Raw genomic sequence first — 20,987 nt, forward strand, 5'->3', positions numbered from 1 at the left:
CCCGCATCGGCACCGACTAGTCCTCGACAGCGCCGAATCAGGTGCAGTTATTCACATGGCGGTGAGACCGGACCCGTAGCGGGGTGACAACAGCCATGCTCATGCCATGACTTCAACATCCCCACCGCCGGAGCAGCCCTTCAAGGTCACGTCTGCTGCTGACATTCTCAGCTACATCCTCCACACCTTGGGTTTTCAGCCGGAAGAAAGCCTCGTGCTCCTGACCATGTGTGGGAAGCGGGTCGGGGCAACGCTGCGCGTGGACCTTCCGGCGAATAATCTGGATCCGGACGGCTACGCCGCAGGTATCTGTTCAATCCTCGCCTCGGATACCACCGCTGACGGTTCACTGCTGGCCGTCTATACCAGGGAACCGTTGACCCGCACCGGAGCGCCACCCCGCAGGGACCTGGTGCGAAGCCTCACCCGATGCCTCGACGGCGTGGGGCTGCAATTGCGCGACGGTTGGTTGGTCACCGACACCATGTGGCGGGACTACTTCTGCGCTGACCCGAGTTGCTGTCCACCGTCGGGGCATTCGATCGAGAGCGTCCTGACGAGCCCGTTGAACGCTGAGCTGACTTTCCGCGGCAGCAGCTTTGCTGACTCTCTGGGCGCCGCAGTTGAATCGGACCTTCCCGCGGCGTGGACTGATCCAGCGGACCTGGCAAAGCTCTGTCGAGACGAGCAGGCGACACTTGGGCATCGTTGGACAACTCCAAACCAGGCCGCCGCCACCCTCCGGCTATGGGACTGCCTGCTGGCCCGCACCGCATCCACGGTGCCGATCACCGAGGTCGGGGTAGCCGCCCATCTCCTCGCCTCACTGGTTTCCCGTCCCATCCGTGACGCCGTTCTGGTCCTTGCAGCGCTGGGCTGGGAGGCCGCAGCGAACGGTCTGGAAGGCAACACCGTGCGCCCTACCGGCACCGGCCCCGCCCACCTGCCGGCATCGGCGCGGACGCTGCTCGGCCTCGACCCGGACCAGCCGCTGCCCGTCGAGCCAATGGAGTCCGCACAGGCTCACGCGCGGGACTTCTGCGATGTTCTGATCGGGCAATACAGAGGGCAACTGCAGTGGGGGCAGGTTGATGCTGCCCACACCCTGTTCAGTCGGCTGTCAGCTGTTGCGGTGGGCGAACCACGCGCCGCCCTGCTCACCATGCTGGGCTGGATCGAGTGGGCCAGGGGTCGGGGGTACCGGGCGCATGTCTATCTGGGCGAAGCCATGGCGGAAATACCGGGGTATTCACTTGCTGAACTTCTCGAGGAGGTGGTGGCTCGCGGCATGCTCGCCGAATGGTCACGCGACAGAGATCTGGCGTGGCGCAATGGTGCGCCACACGCTGCGTAACCGGTTGCGAAGGACCCGATTTGGGTGGGTCGCTGATTTATCGAAGCCCATGAATCGTGCGACAATAGGAACCGAGACCCGGTCGGGTTCGTGTATCAAGTAGTGTTTTACTCTGTCAGATCGGCCATTCTTCGCAGGATGGTTGGGAATAGGGCAGAGGGCGGGACGGTTCCACTTCAATGAGGAACGCCCCGTTTAGCCGCTTGAATTCATTCACGGACTTGACAGGGTCATAGTGGTGTTGCCCCCTTGGTAACATCACAGACGCCGTATGAAAGGTTCTCTGTGTCGGCCAAGAAGACAACTGCACCGGATGTAACAGAACCCGGAGCAACGACCACCAAACGCCGGGCCGCCCCCAAGAAGGCGGCACCGAAGACCGCTGCTGCCAAGCCGCTATCAGCGCGGGCAGCCAAAGCCGCTGCCGCCCAGAACGCCGCGGCCGCCGAGGTCGAAGACGATAGCCCCGAGCTTGACGCCGCCGGTAACCCGGTCGAGCCTGCCGAAACCACCGAACGGGCCGCAGCCGAGGCTGAGACCAAGGCCGGATCTGGCTTCGTCTATTCAGACGCCGACGACGACGACGCCCCTGCCCAGCAGGTCATCTCAGCGGGTGCCACCGCTGACCCCGTCAAGGACTACCTGAAGCAGATCGGCAAGGTGGCCCTCCTGAATGCGGAGCAGGAAGTTGATCTTGCTTTGCGCATCGAGGCTGGCCTCTTCGCCGAGGAGAAGCTGGCGGCCGATAAGGATGCGGCCAAGCCGCTCGATCCGAAACTACGCCGCGAACTCGAATGGGTCATCCATGACGGCAAGCGGGCGAAAAACCACCTGCTGGAAGCCAACCTTCGTCTGGTTGTCTCCCTGGCCAAGCGTTACACCGGCCGCGGCATGCTGTTCCTCGACCTCATCCAGGAGGGCAACCTCGGTCTGATCCGTGCCGTCGAGAAATTCGACTACACCAAGGGCTTCAAGTTCTCCACCTACGCCACCTGGTGGATCCGTCAGGCGATCACCCGCGCCATGGCCGACCAGGCGCGGACCATTCGTATTCCGGTTCACATGGTCGAGGTCATCAACAAGCTGGCCCGTGTGCAGCGCCAGATGCTCCAGGATCTCGGCCGCGAACCGACACCTGAAGAGCTGGCCCTTGAACTGGATATGACTCCCGAGAAGGTTGTCGAGGTCCAGAAGTATGGCCGCGAACCCATTTCGTTGCACACGCCGCTGGGCGAAGACGGTGATTCTGAATTCGGTGACCTCATTGAGGACTCCGAGGCAGTGGTGCCCGCGGATGCGGTCAGCTTCACCCTGTTGCAGGAACAGTTGCACTCGGTTCTTGACACCCTGTCGGAACGCGAAGCAGGGGTCGTGGCGATGCGCTTCGGCCTGACTGATGGTCAGCCGAAGACGTTAGACGAAATCGGGAAGGTCTACGGGGTGACGCGTGAGCGGATCCGCCAGATCGAATCGAAGACCATGTCGAAGCTGCGCCACCCATCGCGGTCCCAGGTGCTGCGCGACTACCTGGACTAGGACTCGCTATGGGGTTGGGAAACCAGCCCCATAGCAAAAAGTACCCCCACACATCAGTGTGGGGGTACTTTCGATTTAACGGGTCCGGATTGCCGGCCCGTCGGTGGTGCTCTTAGTCTTCGCTTACCGGTCCGGGTGCTGCATTCAGACGGTTGGTCTCATCCTGCCACTCGGACGTCAGCGGACGCAGATTCGACTCGACGGAACGTGCGTGGTGGCCACAGAAAAGCAGCTCACCACCGGAGGACTGAAGAACTGCGCGCACATAGGCTTGGGCTCCGCAGCGGTCACAGCGGTCCAGCGCGGACATCTCGCGGGTTGCTACTGCTGTTGTCATGATTGCCTCCTTAGTGGTTCCTGTAGTTCATATAACCACTATTCGTTGCCGTTCTATTGCAGGCTGGGTGGTCTTTCGCTGAGCGCGTAGCATAGACCGACGTCGTCACACCTTTGCCGCTTGATCTGCGGCCCGCCTAAGCCGAACAACCCGGGTGGGGGAATATGCTTAAGCCATGCGTCCGGAGGCCCCCGGCGCGGCGCCCGAAGACCGGTGTCGCCTCTCACCTGTACCCCCTGCCAAGGAGTCTCACCCAACGTGGCGCCACCAAGCACCGAATACAACGCCCGGCACCTATCCGTCCTGGAAGGCCTTGAAGCCGTCCGTAAACGGCCCGGCATGTATATCGGGTCAACTGATTCCCGCGGATTGATGCACTGTCTCTGGGAGATCATCGACAACTCGGTGGATGAGGCACTCGCCGGACACGGCCAAAGCATCAAGGTGATACTCCACCCGGACGGTTCGGTCGAGATTCACGACGACGGGCGGGGCATTCCGGTGGACGCGGAACCCAAGACCGGTCTGAGCGGCGTCGAGGTGGTCTTCACAAAACTGCATGCCGGCGGAAAATTCGGTGGCGGTTCGTACACGGCCTCCGGCGGCCTCCACGGTGTCGGCGCCAGCGTGGTCAACGCCCTGTCAGCCCGACTGGATGTCCAGGTTGACCGCGGCAGCAAGACCTACCAGATGTCGTTCAGGCGTGGCGAACCTGGCCGTTTCTTGGACGCGAAGTCACCGTCACCGACCGCCAAGTTCGAACCGTTCCTCGAAAGCTCCCGGCTCGAGGTGGTCGGCACCACCAAACGGGGTGTGACAGGTACCCGGATCCGGTACTGGGCTGACCGGCAAATCTTCACCCCGGACGCAAAATTCTCCTACGAGGAACTCCAGGCACGGGCCCGCCAAACCTCCTTCCTGGTCCCAGGGCTGAGGATCACCCTCCGTGACGAGCGGCGCCTCCCTGGCACCGCAGCCGAGGCGGGAGCGTTGGAGGAAGTCTTCCAGCACGACGGCGGAATCTCGGAGTTCACCACCTTCCTCGCAGCGGACAGCGCGGTGACCGATGTGTGGCGCCTGCACGGCTCAGGCCGGTTCAAGGAGTCGGTGCCGGTGCTGGGCGAGAACGGGCATAGCGAGATCGCCGAGGTGGAACGCGATTGCGAGGTGGACATCGCGTTGCGCTGGGGGATCGGCTACGACACCACGGTGAAGAGCTTCGTGAACATCATTGCCACTCCCAAGGGCGGCACCCACCAGAGCGGTTTCGAACAGTCCCTCCTGAAGTCCTTCCGCAAAGTGATCGAGGCCAACTCTCGAAAGCTCAAGGCCGGCAACGACAAGATCGAGAAGGATGACGTCTTCGCCGGACTGACAGCGGTCCTGACCGTGCGTCTGGCAGAGCCCCAATTTGAGGGCCAGACCAAGGAAATCCTGGGCACTTCCGCGGTGCGGGCAATCGTCGCGAAAGTGGTCGAAAAGGAGATTCTGGCCAAGCTCAACTCCACGGCCCGGGGCGACAAGGCCCAGAGCGCGCTCCTGCTGGAAAAAGTTGTTGCCGAGATGAAATCCCGGATCTCGGCGCGGGTACACAAGGAAACCCAGCGGCGAAAAAACGCCCTGGAAACGTCCTCAATGCCATCGAAGCTGGCCGACTGTCGGATTGACGACGTCGAACGGTCCGAACTGTTCATCGTCGAGGGTGACAGTGCGCTGGGCACCGCCAAGCTCGCCCGCTCCTCCGACTATCAGGCGTTGCTACCCATCCGGGGCAAGATCCTGAACGTACAGAAGGCATCGGTGGGGGACATGCTCGCCAACGCCGAGTGTGGGGCGCTGATCCAGGTGGTGGGCGCCGGGTCGGGCCGCAGCTTCCAGCTGGACGCAGCGCGGTATGGGAAAGTGATCCTGATGACCGACGCCGACGTTGACGGCGCCCACATCCGCACGCTGCTCCTCACCCTTTTCTTCCGGTACATGCGGCCGCTCGTAGACGCCGGCCGGGTGTATGCGGCGGTCCCGCCGTTGCACCGGGTCGAGGTGGTCAACCACGGGTCAAAAACGAATGACACCATCTACACCTACTCCGAGCAGGAACTCTCCCGGCTGCTGGCAGAGTTGGAAAAGCAGGGCAAGCGTTACAAGGAACCCATCCAGCGGTACAAGGGGCTCGGTGAGATGGACGCCGAGCAGCTGGCGGAAACCACCATGGACCCGAGGCACCGGACTCTTCGGCGGGTGCGGATCCAGGAAGCCGAATCGGCTGAGCGGGTGTTCGATCTGTTGATGGGCAGCGACGTCGCCCCGCGCAAGGATTTCATCGTGGCTGGCGCCGCCTCCCTGGACCGGGAGCGGATTGACGCCTGACCCCTCGTGGGGTCAAGTCCCGCCAAGGGCACAAGGTCAGTCGGATAAGTCTTGCTACGGATTTGTCAGCGGACTTCGATGGTCCCCATCATGCCGAGGTCTTCGTGATCCAGGATGTGGCAGTGGTAGACGGAGCGTCCGCGGAAATCGTTGAAAGCCACCCGAACTTTTACACTTCCGTTGGCGGGCACGTTCACCACGTCCCGCCATATCGTTGTGTTCGCTACCTGACCGTTTTCTTCAATAGTTTGCATCGGCCAGACGTGCAGGTGGAACGGGTGGTCCATGGGGCCCGTGTTGGTCAGCGTCCATTCCTCCACATTCCCGGCCGCTACCGTTGTGTCTGTTCTGTCCCGGTTAAATTCGTTGCCGTTAATGGTGAAACGCATCATGCCCATGCCCATGCCCCCGCCCATGCCCCCGCCGGCCATGACGATTTCCCGGCGTGCCGCGATAGGGGCTAACCTCAGGTCTCCCAGTCCCTTCTGCGTGGTCGGGGCTGTCAGGGATGCGACCGGTTCGCCGGACACGTGGAGGGTGGCCAGCGCGAAGCCGTCGGGGCGGCCGGCCGGGTTGTTGCGTGCTCCGGATTCGCGTCCCGTCATTCCCGGTGCCCTTCCCCGGCGCTGGTAGAACGCTCGGAGCACGGAATCACCGGCCGGGATGGAGATGAGAAGATCGGCCCGGTTTCCGGGCAGCAGGAGAAGTCGATCCACGCTCTCGGGTGTTGGCAGGCGCCCGGAGTCCATGCCGAGAAGCTGCAGTTGCCCCTCGTCGACCTGTAGGCGGAGGTAACGGGACACGCACGTGTTGATGATGCGCCACCGTTCCCGTTGCCTGGGGCGGGCACTTAATTGCGGGTTGCTTTGCCCGTTGACCAGGACCAGTTCACCTTCCCGGCCCATCATCCGTTCCATCGCCGGGACTGCGACGATGTTTCCCAGTCTGTCCAGGGTGGTGTCCGAAATGACCAGTACCCGTTCCGTACTCACCTCGATGGGTTCCACATCCTCAACGATGATTGCTCCAAAGAGCCCGGCGAAGATCTGATCGGCGACCATGCCGTGGTGGTGTGGGTGGTACCAGTACACGCCAGGTGGATGATCCTCTGGGAGTTTGTATTCGTAGTTGAAGGTGTTGCCGGGGTCGACTGAGATGAAGACATTGTCCCCATTGTCTTCGGGAGAGACGTGAAGCCCGTGAACGTGCAGGTTGGTGGGCTGGTCCAGGTTGTTGACGAGTCTGATCTTGAGGACATCGCCAGCTTGTACGCGGAGTGTCGGGCCGGGGATACCCCCGTTGTAACCGAGGGCTGCGGCCTGTCGGCCGGCCAGCAATATTTGTCCCGGTGCGGCTTCCAGCCGTACCTGTAGCTGACCGTTGTTGCTTCGTAACACTGGAGGTTGGATTAGTTCGCTTCCCGTGACGGGTGGCTCCCGCGTTGTTAGAGTCCAGATCAGGCCTGCACCTCCAGTCGCCGTCCCCGCGATGCCGAGTCCCCCCAGTAGCAGCGCTTGGCGGCGGCTGATGGGGGGTTTGCTACGGGCCCTCACCGAGAACTTCGAGCTGTTCGCGGTACTCTTCGGCGGTGAGTTCTCCCTTCGCGAAGCGCTCGTCCAGGATCTGGTGGGCGGTGCTCCGGCCGTGGGGCGGGCCGCCCACCCCTGAGGCATCCCGTGACGCGTATCCGACACGGCCTCCGTTGCCAAGGACCCTGACTGCGAGCAGTACCAACAGCACAATCCCGATGATCAGGAGGACGCCCCAAAGCCACATCCACGCTGATCCCTGCCCATAACCCCACATCATGCCGGATACCTTTCACCTCGAGATGATTTCCAGTCTCCGCCTAGCGTCGGCCCAAAAGTAGAGTCTTAGGTCCCAATCGGTCCCAGGGTGACTTCAGTCGCTGCGGGATCCGGGTACCCGGATCAACCCTTGACATATACCCCTAGGGGGTATACCTTATGAGTACCCAAGTGGGAAGTCCGGCCCTAAGGGGGCCGCTTACTCCCAGAAGGTCCCTCAAGCAGCTGTAGCCAACGTGAATGACCCGGATGGCTACACCCGCTGATTCTCGAACAACCATTCCTCACTTTTTGGAGACCCTCATGTGCGGCACTTCTTCCGAACTGACCCTGACCGACACATCATCTTCCGGATGTGCCTGCTGCGCCCCCCAGGACAGCAAAGCCAAAACGGTTCCCCAGGCTGGCAGCATCAGCGCCAGTTTCGGTGTCGCTGGCCTGACCTGTGGGTCGTGCGCGTCCCGGGTTAGCTCTGCAGTCGGCGGGATTGATGACGTCACCGACGCCCAGATTGATCTCGTGTCCGGCGGGACCTCCACGGTCACCGTTTACAGTAACGAGGCGGTTCCCTCAGCAGCAGTACGCTCGGCGGTCGAGCAGGCCGGGTACCAGCTTTTGAGCGCCTGACTTTTTCCCTGGTCCGGCCGGATTTCCCGGGCGCGAGGTGGATCTCACCGATTCTGGGTACGGATGAACACCCTCGGGTGTGCTTCTGCCCGATGCGGCAGATAAAGTCACCGACGCGGGAATTGAAACCGTCTTCGTGGCCGTTCCCGAAGCTCATCCGGCCGGGCTAACCAATTGAAGCCACTCACGCCAACCTGATGAAGCCTGGGAGCGCATATGCGCCGACGGAAGGCTCAGCGCAGTAGTCTGCTGATTGCCTGTGTTGCTTCCTTGACCTTCGCGTCGACGGCTTCGGAGGACCCAGTGGTTTTGGCTTCTTGGGCTGCGGTGACGACGCAGTGTTGCAAGTGGTTTTGCAGCAGGCCCAAACTCACGGCGTGCATGGCACTGTTGACCGCCGCGACCTGGGTGAGAATGTCGATGCAGTACTGATCTTCGTCGACCATCCGTGCTATCCCACGGACCTGTCCTTCAATGCGCTTCAGACGCCGCAAATAGGCCGCCTTGTCCGGGGAATAACCGTGCACCGCACCGGCGGTAACCGGCTGATCCGCGACGGTGGACTCCGGCGCGGGGACTTCCGTGGCAGCTGCCCCAGGGGTGTCATCGGTACTGTTCCGAGGTCCGGCTCCGGCGTTCACGGCGCTATCCTTTCAATGCTCCGACCTGTTCTGGTCGGACCCAGATGAGGCCGTTGGTACGTCCTCGACCATGCGCTCTGCGCGGCCTTTATAAGTATCATCGACGATCCACCCCGCCGTGAACGCTCGATAGATGAAATAGGTTCCCTGGAGGGTCGGCGGCCCGCGGGTGCGGTGATCCTTGAAAATCCCGTTACCCTAACGTGACTTCGATACCACGGTGGGGTATTCTCATTCGAGTGATCCCGGCACCCCGCCGAGATCACATTCCCGCGCAGAATGCCGAGCCCTGCCGCTGCACCGGGACCCGTTCGCACAATCCAGATGGCAGGGACGGGGGAACCACGTTTCCACCGGGCCACCGCACGCGGTGACCCTCGGGGTTAAGTCGATCTGACTATCCAGTGCTAGACCTGCAGCATCGTTCGCGATGGCAGGCGTAGCCCATAGGTAGAGGACGGCCGGGTGACTCCCATCCGAACCCGACAGCTCACCCCGCAGGCATGGGAGAGGCAAACAATCATGTCACGTCAGTCCATTTCGGCACGCCACCGCGCCGCCACCACCCACTCCATCGCCCTCGAGGGTCTGACCCAGTCGGCCAGGACCAAGGCCGTAGCACTGGGCAAGCCAGCCATCATCGCCGTCGCGACCGGCAGCCTCGTCTTCTCCGTCGGAGCGACCGCCCACGCAGGAACCTACACCCAGGGCGCAGCCACCACCGCTCCGGCAGTCTCAGCACCCGCAACAGGAGTCCACACTGTCGCATCCGGAGACACGCTGGGAGCGATCGCCGCATTGCACGGTATTAACCTCGACACCCTGTTGGCGCAAAACGGCCTGTCCTACGCTTCAATCATCTACCCAGGTCAGCAGATCCAGCTCACCGGCGGCGCAGCCGTCAGCGCAGCCGCCGTTCCAGCAGCAACTGCAAGCCAGGCGTTCTACTCAACACCTGCACCAGCACCCGCCGCACCGGCAGTAGTTGCAGCACCAGCCGCACCCGCTGCCGATGCGGCACCAGCAATGATGACACTGGCCTCCGGTGCCATCACCCCGATCGCACCCGCAGCCAAGGCAGCTCCGGCCAGCGGAGTTGGCGCAGCACTGGTCGCCTCGGCCTATGGGCAGCTCGGTTCCATCCAGGACTGCACCATCCTCGTCGAACGCGCTCTGCGCTCCATCGGCCTGAACGTCGGCGACCTTGGACCCCTGCAGTTCGACCAGTACGGAACCCGGGTCTCCAGCCCCGCGCCCGGCGATCTCGTCGTCCGCCCCGGCCACATTGCCATCTACGTCGGCAACGGCAAGGTCATCAGCAGCGGCATGAACGGATCAAACCTCACCATCGAGCACCCACTATCCGACCTCGGCGGTTCATACTTCGTACGAGTCAACGGCTAATACCCTGACTCACGGAGTTTCTTTGTGAACTGAACTGAAAGTGGCGGGTGTCCTGGACGGAGGGCACCTGCCACTTTCGTATCTCCGGAAAGCAGATAGTGCCACACGATCCGCTCCCATGACTACTCGTCATGGCACCTGCCACGAGCCAACTCATTAGCTCGCCGAGCTACCCCCCCACTTTGGGGCGCGGATTATTTCCACAGTTCCTGTACCAGCCGCGCCGGATGCCGCGACTAAGTGTCCCAACGATCACCGACGGTCACTGAGAGTATCTAGCCAATCCCAGTGACCGTGCCCGATCAGTGGGAGCATTGCTCATAAAACCAGCGCCAGGCAGCGCTAACCCAGCACCCAGGGGGCAATCAGCAGTAGCGTCGGCGCCCCCAGTAGCAGTCCCGAGGCGCCGAGGGCGGCCGCCCGCTGGGGCAGCGACAAGGGCGGCTGCGGAGTGAGTAGCCGGTGAATCCGGTTAAGGGTGGCACCAGCATCCTGGTCAGGGGTCGCGCCGGGAGCAAGCGCCGTCACCGCAAACGAGTCACCGTGGGCGAAACCGCCCTGCTGGTCGGGCAGCGACCCGGAGGCGACGATAGCGATCGCCCGGGCCAGGACTGGCTCCCGAACCTGCTTCAGAGCCTCGTCGTCGGCGAGCATCTCGATCAACTCGTTGACAGCCCGCTGCGCCAGTTGTGACGTGGGCAGCCACGGGAGGGCCGCGCGCCAGGCCGCAAACGCCCACAGGAGTAGGTGATGTCGCTGGTGGAGGTGCGCCCGCTCGTGCACCAGTACGGCGTCGAGTTCGGCGGGGGTCAGCAGGTCGAGGAGCCCGTCGGAGAGCACGGTCACTGATCTGGCACCACCCGGAAGGCAATAGGCCACAGGGGTGGGATGGTTGATCACCAGCGTTGCCGGCCGGTTTGCTGCCGGGGAGCTGAGCAGGTTCAGCATGTCCCGGTGTCGCTTACGCTGCCCACGAATCTTGGCGTAAGTCAGCAGCAGGGTAAAGATCAGGTGGGCGCTGAGCAGCCCAGCGGCGCTCAGGGCGAAGACGTGGACCAGGCCGAGCGTGTCGACCGGCTGGTTGGCAAACGCCATGTCGCCGAAGCGGCCAAGGGCTTCCACCAGGTTGTCGCCGAGCGGGTCGAGACCCCAGACCAGCATCGCGCCAATCATTGACAGTCCGCCCGCGAGGGCGATCGCCTGCCACAGAATCATCGCCGTAAACGGTGAACGGGTGGGCCACTTTGCCCGAGACAGGGCTACCGGCGCAGGCCAGGCGAGGACGACGGCGAGCCCGGCCAAAAAATGGGCGGCCCAAAACATCCGTTCAGCTGCCGAGCAGTTTGCGCAGAGCCTGTGCCTCGCTGTCGGAAACGCTTCCGATGAACCGTGCCAGGACTGCTTCCCGGTCTGGGGCGGTGACGAGGACTTCGTGCATCAACTCGGCGGTGTGTTCCTCCCGGCTGGTGATCGCACGGTAGCGGTGCGGGCGGGTTTCCCGCTCCCGTTCCACGAGCCCCTTCTTCTCCAGCCGTGAGAGGACAGTCAGGACTGTCGTGACGGCGAGCTCCTTGCCCACGGCTTCCTTCGTCGCCAACGCCAGCATGTCGCGCAGTGCGTTCGCGGTCAGTGCCCCGGGGGTGCCCCACAGCAAATCCATCACTGTGCGTTCGAGTTCTCCGAGGGTGGCCATGCAAGTCCTTCGCTAAAATTGTGGATGAGTACTTCAAATCTACTCTCTTTTTCGCCAAGGTTCTACATGCGGTAGAACAAGATGTCGGTTGCTCAGCCGATGGTTGACCGTCCCGGTGATTTAGGCTTTTGCCATGACAAAGCCAGAATCGGACTTCTTTCCCTCCGGCACGCCGCTGCATTGGCGTGCCATCACGCCTAATGATCTGGGTAGTTGGCATGAGCTGCTGCACCGGATGGCCAAGGAAGACCAGCCGGACTGGGTGGAGGAGCGGGCCGACCTGGAGCAGATACTGGGCTCATCGAAAACCGACCCGGCAAAGGACACCATCCTGGGTCTCGACGATGCGGGTGTGCCCCGCGCCGTGGGGGTAATCCAGCGGAATCCCGGGTCCACTGTGGTTTACAGTATGGGTGGGGTTGACCCCGCCAGGCGCCGGCAGGGGATCGGTACCGCACTCTACTCCTGGCAGGCGGGGCGCGCGCGTCGCCGGTTGGACGACGACGGCGCCGGGGCAGGAGTGCTGCGTACCTACGCGGAGGAACGGGTGCCATCCCAGCTCGCGCTGATGGAAGCTACCGGCAACGCCGTCGTCAGGTATTTCACGGAGATGACCCGTCCGCTGCAGACGGAGATCCCCGAAGTCGATATTGCAGCCGGACTGCAGATTGTCACGTTCTCGGACGATCTGTCCGAGGCGGTGCGGCTCGCCCACAACGAGGCGTTCCAGGACCACTGGGGGAGTGAACCACGTGACGAGGAGTCCTGGCGGTTCACCGTGACGCACCCCGAGTTTAAACCCGAATGGAGCCTCGCGGTGGTGGACGAGGCGTCCGGCGAAGTGGCTGCCTACCAGCTGGCCAGTTACGATCCCGCGTCCGGGGAACTGCTGGGCCACACCGAGGGCTACACCGACCTGCTGGGAGTGCGGCGGAAATGGCGGGGCCTGCGGCTCGCCCCGGCCCTGCTGGTCGAGGCGATGCGCCGCTTCAAAGCTGACGGCATCGAGCACGCTGGCCTGGGCGTCGATACCGAGAACCCGTCGGGTGCCCTCGGCCTGTACGAACGTCTGGGTTACGAAGCCACCCACCGGGTCAGGGTGTACGAACTGCGCATCTAAACCATGGACGCGATTGGCCCCGGCCAACCATAGCCGGGGCCAACCCTAGACCGGGGCCAACCATAGCCGGGGCCAACCCTAGACCGGGGCTAACCCTAGACGAGGCTGGGTCCGATCGAGTCGACTGACTGGCTCAGGGTGACACCAGAACCGTCACGGCGCCCGTGTTCGGTGGGGAGGGCCCTGGACACACCGGAAGCTGACGCGGCTTTTGCCGGACCGTGTCCGGCCCAGGCGAGCAGCAGGATGTCCTCATCCTTGAGGAACCGGTGGGCCCGGACCCCCGCTGTAGCCCTACCCTTGGTCGGATACTCCGCGAAATCGGTCACCTTGACCGATCCAGCCGAGGTGCCCGGCAGCGCTCCGCTCGCGGCGGCAATCGTCACGACGACGGCGGCCGAATCCTCGGCACCCACAGCGCCGAAGTGGATGACCGAGTCACCGGATCCCAGTTTGATGCCTGCCATACCACCGGCGGTGCGGCCCTGCGGACGGACGGTCGATGCGGGGAAACGCAGCAGCTGCGCCTGGGCCGTGATGAAGACCAGCAGGTCCTGGTCACTGGCCGCGGCCAGGCCCACCACCTTGTCTTTGGGCTTGAGGGAAATGATCTCCCATTCGTCGCGGTTCAATGGATACTCGGGGGCAACCCGTTTCACCACGCCCTGCGCACTGCCCAGGGCGATTACCGCGTCGAGCGGTGCCAACCCCACCAGGGATTCCCCGGGCAGCAGGGTCATGAACTCCTGCGCCGGTACGCCGCCCGCCAGATTGGGAATCCCGGCGGTTGGTGCGAGAGCAGACATATCCATCACCTGAAGGCGCAGCATTCGCCCGGCCGAGGTGACCGCTCCAACCTCCGCCCTCGCCGTTGAACGAATCACCGAACTGAACACGTCGTGCTTGACCCGTTGCCCGCCCTCACCGAACGGTTCCTGGTCGGCGGTGCGTGCCAGCTGTCCCGACGTCGACAGGATCACCCAGCAGGGATCGTCAGCAATTTCCAGGGGTAACGGCGTCGTTTTCCCGCCGGGCGATATAGCCGCGGGCATCACCGTGCCCTTCAGCGGTGCACTGGACTCGGACTCCAGCAACACCGTGCGACGGGGGGTGGCGAACTTCGCCGCCACCTCTGCAAGTTCCTCCGACAGGAGGGCACGCAGCTTCTCTTCCGAGCCGAGCAGTTCCTCCAGCAGGGCAATCTCCCGGCGCAGTTCGTCCTGCTCCTTCTCCAACTCGATGCGTGAATACTTGGTCAGCTGACGCAGCCGAAGCTCAAGAATGTAGTTCGCCTGCAGCTCGGTCAGATCATAGATCGACATCAGCCGTTCCCGGGCCTGGGCCGACTCATCCGAAGAGCGAATGATCTGGATGACCTCGTCAATATCGACGATCGCGATCAGCAGACCCTCGACCAGGTGAAGCCTGTCCTTCTTGCGTCCCAGCCGGTAGGCGGTGCGGCGGCGGACCACCGACAGTCGGTGCTTGATGTAGACCTGCAGCAACTCCACCAGGCCGAGTGTCCGGGGCTGACCGTCAACGAGGGTCACATTGTTGATGCCGAACGAATCCTCCATCGGCGTGTACCGGTACAGCTGGGCCAGCACGGCGTTGGGGTTGAAGCCGTTCTTCAGCTCGATCACCAGGCGCAGCCCGTGACGCCGGTCGGTCAGGTCCACAATGTCGGAGATGCCCTGGAGCTTCTTCGATGTGACGGCGTCTTTGATCTTCTCGATGATCTTTTCGGGGCCCACCGTGTAGGGCAGCTCAGTCACCACGAGGCCGGTGCGCCGGGCGGAAAGCTGCTCGATTCCCACGGTGGCCCTGGTTTTGAAGGACCCACGGCCGGTCGCATAGGCGTCCCGCACACCCTCAAGCCCCACGATTTTACCGCCACTGGGAAGGTCCGGTCCGGGGATGAAACGCATCAGGTCATCGAGCCCGGCGTCAGGGTTGGCGATCAGGTGCCGGGCTGCCGCGATTACCTCGCCCAGGTTGTGGGGGGCCATGTTCGTCGCCATACCGACGGCGATGCCGGTCGCCCCATTGACCAGCAGGTTGGGGAAGGCGGCGGGGAGCACCTCCGGCTGCATGAGCTGGTTGTCGTAGTTCGGGACGAAGTCCACCACGTCTTCGTCGAGGTGGTCGGTCATGGTGAGGGCCGCCGCGGCGAGGCGGGCCTCGGTGTAGCGGGGGGCGGCTGGGCCGTCATCGAGTGACCCGAAGTTGCCGTGCCCATCGATCAGGGGCAGGCGCAGCGAAAAGTCCTGTGCCATGCGGACCATTGCGTCGTAAATCGCGGCGTCGCCGTGCGGGTGGAGCTTACCCATCACTTCGCCCACGACCCGGGCGGACTTCACATGGCCACGGTCCGGGCGCAGCCCCATATCGGTCATCATGTACAGGATGCGCCGCTGCACGGGTTTCAGCCCGTCCCTGGCATCGGGTAGGGCCCTGGAGTAAATCACCGAGTACGCATACTCAAGGAAAGAGCCTTCCATTTCGGAAGTGACGTCAATGTCGATGATGTTCTCGGTGTAATCCACCGGGGCTGCTGTGCTTTGGCGCCTGGCCATGATCGGATGGTCCTCGGGTTGTGAAAAAGGGTAGGTGCTGCCAAGGGTAATGACGTGAACGCCGAACGCCCACTAGGGTGAGTCTATGGCGGCTGACGGACATTACCCGGAATATTGGGAGGCCGACGTCGTGTTGCGGGACGGCGCCACTGCACATTTGCGGCCGATTTCGCCCGATGATGCGCCAGCAATGCAGCACTTCCACATGCAACAGTCCGAGAACTCGATCTACCTGAGGTTCTTCACCTACAAGTCCTCGCTGAGCAACAAAGAGCTCAAACGATTCACTGAGGTGGACCACCGGGACCGCGTGGCGTTCGTCGTCACCCGCGGTACGGACATTCTGGGTATTGGGCGGTACGACCGGCTCGATGACCCCACCGAAGCCGAGGTCGCCTTCAACGTCTCTGATGCCCACCAGGGCAGGGGGTTGGGGTCGATCCTGCTCGAACACCTCGCCGCGGCTGCCCGGGAGAACGGCATCAGCCGGTTCTCGGCAGAGGTCCTGCCGGAAAACCGCAAGATGATCACCGTCTTCGCTGAGGCCGGCTACGAGGTGCAACGGCGCTTCGACGACGGCGTGGTGATGCTGGAGTTCAACATCGACCCCACCGAGAAGTCACGCGCCGTGATGGAGTCCCGGGAACACCGCGCCGAGGCACGCAGCGTCGCCGGACTGCTCTCGCCGTCGTCGGTCGCTGTAATCGGTGCCAGCCGCGAGTGGGGGACCGTCGGGTATTCCTTCCTGGAACACATCATCGATGGCGGCTACACCGGTGACGTGTATGCGGTGAATCCCGAGGCTTTCGAACTGGCGGGCATGATTTCGTTCGCCTCCATCGGCGAAGTCCCGGGGCCGGTCGAACTAGCCGTGATCGCTGTCCCCTATGACCAGGTGGCGTCGGTCGTGGATCAGTGCGGCGTGGCCGGGGTGAAGGGCCTCCTCGTGGCGACCGCCGGGTTCGCCGACGACGGCGCCGAAGGGCTGGCCCGGCAGCGGGCCCTGGTGCATCGTGCGAGGGCCTACGGCATGCGGGTGGTCGGCCCGGCATCTCTGGGCCTGGTCAACACGCACCCGGAGGTCAGGCTCAATGCCTCGATGGCCCCCGCGCTGCCGGCCGCCGGTGCACTGGGTTTGTTCAGCCAGTCAGCGGCGATCGGAGTGCTGTTGTATGCGGCGGCAGGACGCCGCGGACTGGGCCTGAGCTCCTTCGTGTCTGCCGGCAACCGGGCCGATATCTCGGGCAATGACGCAATGCAGTACTGGGAGGATGACCCGTCCACCCGCGCCGTGGGGCTCTACCTGGAGTCGGTGGGCAACCCACGCAAGTTTTCCCGGATTGCCCGCCGGCTGGCGAAGACCAAACCAGTCATCGTCGCGAAGTCCGATGTGATGGGCCTGCAACTACCGCCCGGCCACGCCGTCCGCACCACCCAGGCCCCCTCGGGGGCGCTCGACGCAATGCTGAGGCAATCGGGGGTCATCCGGGTGGAAACGACCGCCCAGTTGGTGGACATTGCCCAGATTCTCGTCAGCCAGCCCCTCCCGGCCGGTCCAGCGCTCGCCGTTTTCAGCAATTCGCTGGCTCTCGGCAAGGTGGTCGCCGATGCCGCCGCTGCCCAGTCCCTCGACGTGCGGCGGCTGGTGACGGACATTGATCTGGACACCGGGCAGTCCATTGCGCTGCCAGTCCTGCGCGCGGCAATTCTCGACGCGCTGTCCGACGACGAAGTGCACTCGGCCGTTGTCGCCCTGCTCCCGGCGCCCGGGCTGACAGTCGAGGCCATTGCCGACTGCCTGCGGGACTGCGCCGAGACAGCCAACAAGCCTCTTGTCGCCTCCTTTGCGGGCATCCTGGACCCGGCTGTGCAATCAGATGGGCTATTGGCTTCACCCCGAGACCCGCTGGCGTCAGCCGACGGGGACGCCGCGGTGCCAAGCCAGCGTGGGGTGCCCTGCTACGCGGGACCGGGGGCCGCCGTCGCCGCCCTCAGCGCAGTGGTAACCTACGCCCGATGGCGCTCCCGGGACAGCGGCGGCTTCCACGAACCGGCTGACATCGACTCCGATGCCGCGTCTGCGGTGCTGCAGCAGGCGCTGCTCCGGGTCGACGGCGATGGCCTGACCCGGCTGGACGGCGCCGAGTCGGCCACCCTGCTCGGCCACTACGGCATCTCCCTGCTACCCGCCGTCCGCTTCGCGACAGCCGATGAGGCTGTCGAAGCCGCTGACCGGCTCGGGTGGCCGGTGGTCATCAAAACCGTCGACGAACATCTACGGCACCGCCTCGACCTTGGGGGCGTCCGGTTGAACATCGAGGACGCAGAATCCCTCCGCCAGAACATTTCGCAGATGGAGAAGGTCCTAGCACCCTTCGGAGTCAGCGGAATGGAGGTGCAGTCCATGGCGCCCTCCGGACAGGCCTGTACGCTCCGCGCAATTGAAGATCCCCTGCTGGGCCCGGTGCTCTCCTTCGGACTGGCAGGCGACGCCGTCGACCTTCTCGATGACTGGGCGCACAGCATCCCGCCGCTATCCGCCGTCGACGTTTCCGATCTGGTCCGCGGCCCGCGCGCATCCCGCAAACTGTTTGGCTACCAGGGCCTGCCGGCGACCGACATCGCCGCGATCGAAAACCTGATCAGCCGGGTGGCTGTCCTCAAGGACCACCACCCGGAGATCGCTTTGCTTGAGTTCAACCCGGTGCTGGTCTCGGCCACTGGACTGGTCATCCTCAGCACCGACATTATGGTCGGCAACCCGCAGCGTCGCACCGACAGTGCACGACGGGCCATGCGGGACTAACGACGCCGCCGGCCGCCGTCCTGGGTGAACGGCGCGCCCTACCGGTCGCCGGGTTAGGTGGCGGGTGCCCGGGTGGGGGAAACTGGAGGTATGACATCGCTTTCCGCTGAACGCCGCAGCCTCGACGCCTCCCTGGAACGGGCAGGATTTTATCCGCGCCTGGTGGCAGACACGGTGCACGACGCCCTTGATGGTCGGGAACCGCTCTCCCATGTGGTGCACCTCGAAACCCACTTCGAACGCAACGAGGTTCACCGTCATATCACCGTGCTGGTTCTCACCGAGGACATGCTGGTGATCACCCACGTCGACGACCAGCAGCTGGACGAGGACGGGCAGCAGATGATGGCCCAGGTCTCCACCGAGTCCGTCCCGGTCAGCCAGATCCGCTCAGTGGTCCTCAGCTACCTCTACGCCCAGCCTCAGGACTACAAGCCTTCCGACCAGGCTCGGGAGCTGACCCTCGCCATTGCCTGGTCCGGCGGGCAGCGCCTGGACATGGGTCCGGCCGGGTGCAGCGACCCCCAGTGCGACGCCGACCACGGGTACACCGGCACCATTTCCCAGGAAGACATCGTGCTGCGCGTCAGCGCTGAGGCCGACGGTATGCAGGCGGTCCAGAACGCGAAATCATTCGCCAGGGCCCTGCGGAAGGTCAACACAGCCAACCCGGTGATGCCGGGTGCCGGCAGCACCGTCAGCCCGACGCCGCGCAGGCAGCCCGGCCTCGGCGCCCGCTTCAGCCGAACCCACCACCAGGGCTAGCCGCTGGTGGAATCTCTGACCGAACACCGGGAGCCTCTTCCGGCGGCGCCGCCCTATGGGCGCAGCACCGTCGCCGAGGTCTTCACCAGCGCGGCGGCGGCCCTGGGACTGGACTCAGCGTCCGGCCCCTTCCTCAACGCTCTGGGCTTGCCCACGGCCTCACGAGTGTGTGTGGTGGTGGTCGACGGGCTCGGCTCCTCATTGCTGAAGAAACGCGGCGGTCACGCGCCGTTCCTGCGCCGCCATCTGGACGGCGCACGAACCCTCAACTCGGCTTTCCCCTCAACAACAGCCGCATCCCTCGGGAGCCTGGGCACCGGCTTGCCGCCGGGCAAGCACGGGCTGGTTGGCTACGACGTGCTGGACCCGGAGCAGGGGAAAGTCGTCAACATGTTGGGCGGGTGGGACCCGGGAGTCGATCCGCTGCAGTGGCAACCGTATCCCTCAGTCTTTGAGCAGGCGGCCGGGCAGCTCCCGGTGGTCAGCGTGTCCCTCCCCAAATTCGCCGACTCTGCAATGACCAGGGCGGCGTTGCGGGGCGGCAGTTATGTGGCGGCGGGAACACTCCAGGCCCGGGTGCGCGGCGCCCATGAGCAACTCGCTGCCTCCGACCGGGCGCTGGTCTACCTGTATCTCAACGAGATGGATAAGGCCGGCCACCGCTACGGCTGCGGCTCGGCCGAATGGGGTAACCAGTTGGAGGATGTTGACTCAGCGATCAGGACCCTCGCGGCACGCGTACCGTCCGATACGCTGTTGCTGCTCACCGCCGATCACGGGATGGTCGACGTCGACGTCGACCACCGCCACGATTTCTCCACCCAACCGCAACTCATCGACGGGGTGGCCCACACCGCTGGCGAGCCGCGGATGCTCCACTTGTACTTTGAACCGGGCCTGTCCCCCCGAGGGCAGGAACGACTCCTGGCGGCGTGGCGGGACGCCTACGGCCGGCTCGCATGGATCTTCACCCGCGACCAGGCCGTTGACGCGGGCCTGTTTGGCGAGGTCGATCAGCGAGTGCTGCCCCGCATCGGAGACCTCATGATCGCGGCGCGGGAGCCCATCGCGTTATACGATCGCCGTCGGACCTCCGCGTCGGCCATGGAAGTGGTCGGCCAGCATGGCTCGCTCACCCGGGCCGAGCGGGAAGTCCCACTCCTGACCCTGAACCGCCCGGGAGGGAAGGGCACCCGTGGCTGAGCTGATCTTTTTCTCCGGCACCATGGACTGCGGGAAGTCCACCCTGGCGCTGCAGATGGACCACAACCACCGCGCCCGCGGCCGGGCCGGTCTGCTCTTCAGCTCCCATGACCGGGCGGGGGAGGCAATGATTTCCAGCCGGCTCGGGTTACAGACCGCAGCGGTGGAAGTCACCGACACCACCGACTTCTGGGCCGAAATTGTCAGGCGCCGGACGTCAGCTGAACGGGTGGATTACCTCATCTGCGACGAGGCCCAGTTTTATCTGGGCGAGCAGATCGATCAGCTGGCCCGTATCGTCGACGAGATGGACGTCGACGTGTTCGCGTTCGGTATCACCTCCGATTTCCGCACCAGGCTCTTTCCCGGTTCGCAGCGGCTCATCGAACTCGCCGACCGAATCCAGGTCCTTCAGGTGGAGGCACTTTGCTGGTGCGGTCGCCGGGCAACCCATAACGCGAGGACCGTCGACGGCGTCATGGTAGTTGAGGGCGACCAGATGGTGGTCGGCGACGTTGAGCTGGCCTCGGAGCCGCGGGATCCGCTCCAGCCGGAACTACCGCTCACCGGCGGCTCGGTTGCCGAGTCCCCACACGCACCAGTGACAGGCTATGAAACACTCTGCCGGCGCCATCACACGCGGAGGGTCACCCTGAGGACCGCTACGGCGATGAAAAGCAACGAGATGTTGCTGCCATTCGCCTAGGAGCAAGCGCCAACCAGGAAATCCCGGCGACCTACTCGTTCACT

Annotated in this window: 17 protein-coding genes and 1 riboswitch; of the genes, 10 read left to right on the forward strand and 7 right to left on the reverse strand. The window is 64.0% G+C overall.

Annotated elements, in window-relative coordinates; genetic code table 11:
- The first annotated feature begins 106 nt into the window (after window positions 1–106).
- Complete coding sequence (locus tag ACX80T_RS12990; RefSeq protein WP_459304618.1) at window positions 107–1,354, forward strand: DUF4192 domain-containing protein; 1,248 nt, start codon at window positions 107–109, stop codon at window positions 1,352–1,354.
- A gap of 285 nt (window positions 1,355–1,639) precedes the next feature.
- Complete coding sequence (locus tag ACX80T_RS12995; RefSeq protein WP_019483237.1) at window positions 1,640–2,890, forward strand: RNA polymerase sigma factor; 1,251 nt, start codon at window positions 1,640–1,642, stop codon at window positions 2,888–2,890.
- 112 nt (window positions 2,891–3,002) lie between these two features.
- Here ACX80T_RS12995 and ACX80T_RS13000 read toward each other — a convergent pair whose 3' ends face one another.
- Entirely contained in the window at window positions 3,003–3,227 is a 225-nt protein-coding gene (locus ACX80T_RS13000; RefSeq protein WP_019483236.1) for a DUF7455 domain-containing protein, read from the reverse strand.
- Window positions 3,228–3,485: 258 nt separating this feature from the next.
- Here ACX80T_RS13000 and ACX80T_RS13005 point away from each other — a divergent pair, with 258 nt between their 5' ends.
- Window positions 3,486–5,594: a DNA gyrase/topoisomerase IV subunit B gene (locus ACX80T_RS13005; RefSeq protein ID WP_019483235.1), complete on the forward strand. Its 2,109-nt coding sequence runs from the start codon at window positions 3,486–3,488 to the stop codon at window positions 5,592–5,594.
- A 65-nt stretch (window positions 5,595–5,659) separates the two neighbouring features.
- Here ACX80T_RS13005 and ACX80T_RS13010 read toward each other — a convergent pair whose 3' ends face one another.
- Both ACX80T_RS13010 and ACX80T_RS13015 read right to left on the reverse strand, forming a co-directional pair.
- Window positions 5,660–7,123: a multicopper oxidase family protein gene (locus ACX80T_RS13010; RefSeq protein WP_459304631.1), complete on the reverse strand. Its 1,464-nt coding sequence runs from the start codon at window positions 7,121–7,123 to the stop codon at window positions 5,660–5,662.
- A gap of 10 nt (window positions 7,124–7,133) precedes the next feature.
- Window positions 7,134–7,403 carry an SHOCT domain-containing protein gene (locus ACX80T_RS13015; protein ID WP_459304619.1) on the reverse strand — a complete coding sequence of 90 codons (270 nt, stop codon included), beginning with the start codon at window positions 7,401–7,403 and terminating at the stop codon, window positions 7,134–7,136.
- 302 nt (window positions 7,404–7,705) lie between these two features.
- Between ACX80T_RS13015 and ACX80T_RS13020 the strand changes: the two genes are divergently transcribed.
- Window positions 7,706–8,029, forward strand: coding sequence for a heavy-metal-associated domain-containing protein (locus tag ACX80T_RS13020; RefSeq protein ID WP_459304620.1), 324 nt, complete (start codon window positions 7,706–7,708; stop codon window positions 8,027–8,029).
- Between the two features lie 233 nt (window positions 8,030–8,262).
- Here the strand turns inward: ACX80T_RS13020 and ACX80T_RS13025 are convergent, their stop codons facing one another.
- Entirely contained in the window at window positions 8,263–8,670 is a 408-nt protein-coding gene (locus ACX80T_RS13025; RefSeq protein ID WP_019483230.1) for a metal-sensitive transcriptional regulator, read from the reverse strand.
- 302 nt (window positions 8,671–8,972) lie between these two features.
- Window positions 8,973–9,189, forward strand: a riboswitch (cyclic di-AMP (ydaO/yuaA leader).
- Window positions 9,190–9,192: 3 nt separating this feature from the next.
- On the opposite strand from ACX80T_RS13025, the gene ACX80T_RS13030 reads away from it, so the two are divergent.
- Entirely contained in the window at window positions 9,193–10,074 is an 882-nt protein-coding gene (locus tag ACX80T_RS13030; RefSeq protein ID WP_459304621.1) for a C40 family peptidase, read from the forward strand.
- A 342-nt stretch (window positions 10,075–10,416) separates the two neighbouring features.
- Here ACX80T_RS13030 and ACX80T_RS13035 read toward each other — a convergent pair whose 3' ends face one another.
- Window positions 10,417–11,397: a M56 family metallopeptidase gene (locus ACX80T_RS13035; protein WP_459304622.1), complete on the reverse strand. Its 981-nt coding sequence runs from the start codon at window positions 11,395–11,397 to the stop codon at window positions 10,417–10,419.
- 4 nt (window positions 11,398–11,401) lie between these two features.
- The gene (locus tag ACX80T_RS13040) at window positions 11,402–11,767 is read right to left on the reverse strand and encodes a BlaI/MecI/CopY family transcriptional regulator (RefSeq protein WP_019483227.1); all 366 of its coding nucleotides are present in this window, start codon (window positions 11,765–11,767) and stop codon (window positions 11,402–11,404) included.
- A gap of 133 nt (window positions 11,768–11,900) precedes the next feature.
- Here ACX80T_RS13040 and ACX80T_RS13045 point away from each other — a divergent pair, with 133 nt between their 5' ends.
- Window positions 11,901–12,887, forward strand: a complete 987-nt coding sequence (locus ACX80T_RS13045) for a GNAT family N-acetyltransferase (RefSeq protein ID WP_024477344.1) — start codon at window positions 11,901–11,903, stop codon at window positions 12,885–12,887.
- Between the two features lie 95 nt (window positions 12,888–12,982).
- On the opposite strand, the gene ACX80T_RS13050 is transcribed toward ACX80T_RS13045, so the two are convergent.
- Window positions 12,983–15,463, reverse strand: coding sequence for a DNA gyrase/topoisomerase IV subunit A (locus tag ACX80T_RS13050; protein WP_459304624.1), 2,481 nt, complete (start codon window positions 15,461–15,463; stop codon window positions 12,983–12,985).
- A gap of 85 nt (window positions 15,464–15,548) precedes the next feature.
- On the opposite strand from ACX80T_RS13050, the gene ACX80T_RS13055 reads away from it, so the two are divergent.
- The 4 genes from ACX80T_RS13055 (at window position 15,549) to ACX80T_RS13070 (ending at window position 20,943) form a co-directional block, all read left to right on the forward strand.
- Window positions 15,549–18,269, forward strand: coding sequence for a bifunctional acetate--CoA ligase family protein/GNAT family N-acetyltransferase (locus tag ACX80T_RS13055; protein ID WP_459304625.1), 2,721 nt, complete (start codon window positions 15,549–15,551; stop codon window positions 18,267–18,269).
- A 90-nt stretch (window positions 18,270–18,359) separates the two neighbouring features.
- Complete coding sequence (locus ACX80T_RS13060) at window positions 18,360–19,034, forward strand: DUF5998 family protein (protein ID WP_019481102.1); 675 nt, start codon at window positions 18,360–18,362, stop codon at window positions 19,032–19,034.
- A gap of 6 nt (window positions 19,035–19,040) precedes the next feature.
- Window positions 19,041–20,237, forward strand: a complete 1,197-nt coding sequence (locus ACX80T_RS13065) for an alkaline phosphatase family protein (RefSeq protein WP_459304626.1) — start codon at window positions 19,041–19,043, stop codon at window positions 20,235–20,237.
- Window positions 20,230–20,943: a thymidine kinase gene (locus ACX80T_RS13070; protein WP_459304627.1), complete on the forward strand. Its 714-nt coding sequence runs from the start codon at window positions 20,230–20,232 to the stop codon at window positions 20,941–20,943. The genes ACX80T_RS13065 and ACX80T_RS13070 overlap by 8 nt, the downstream gene beginning before the upstream one ends.
- The last annotated feature ends 44 nt before the right edge of the window (window positions 20,944–20,987 follow it).

The sequence above is a fragment of the Arthrobacter sp. Sr33 genome (genome assembly GCF_054511195.1).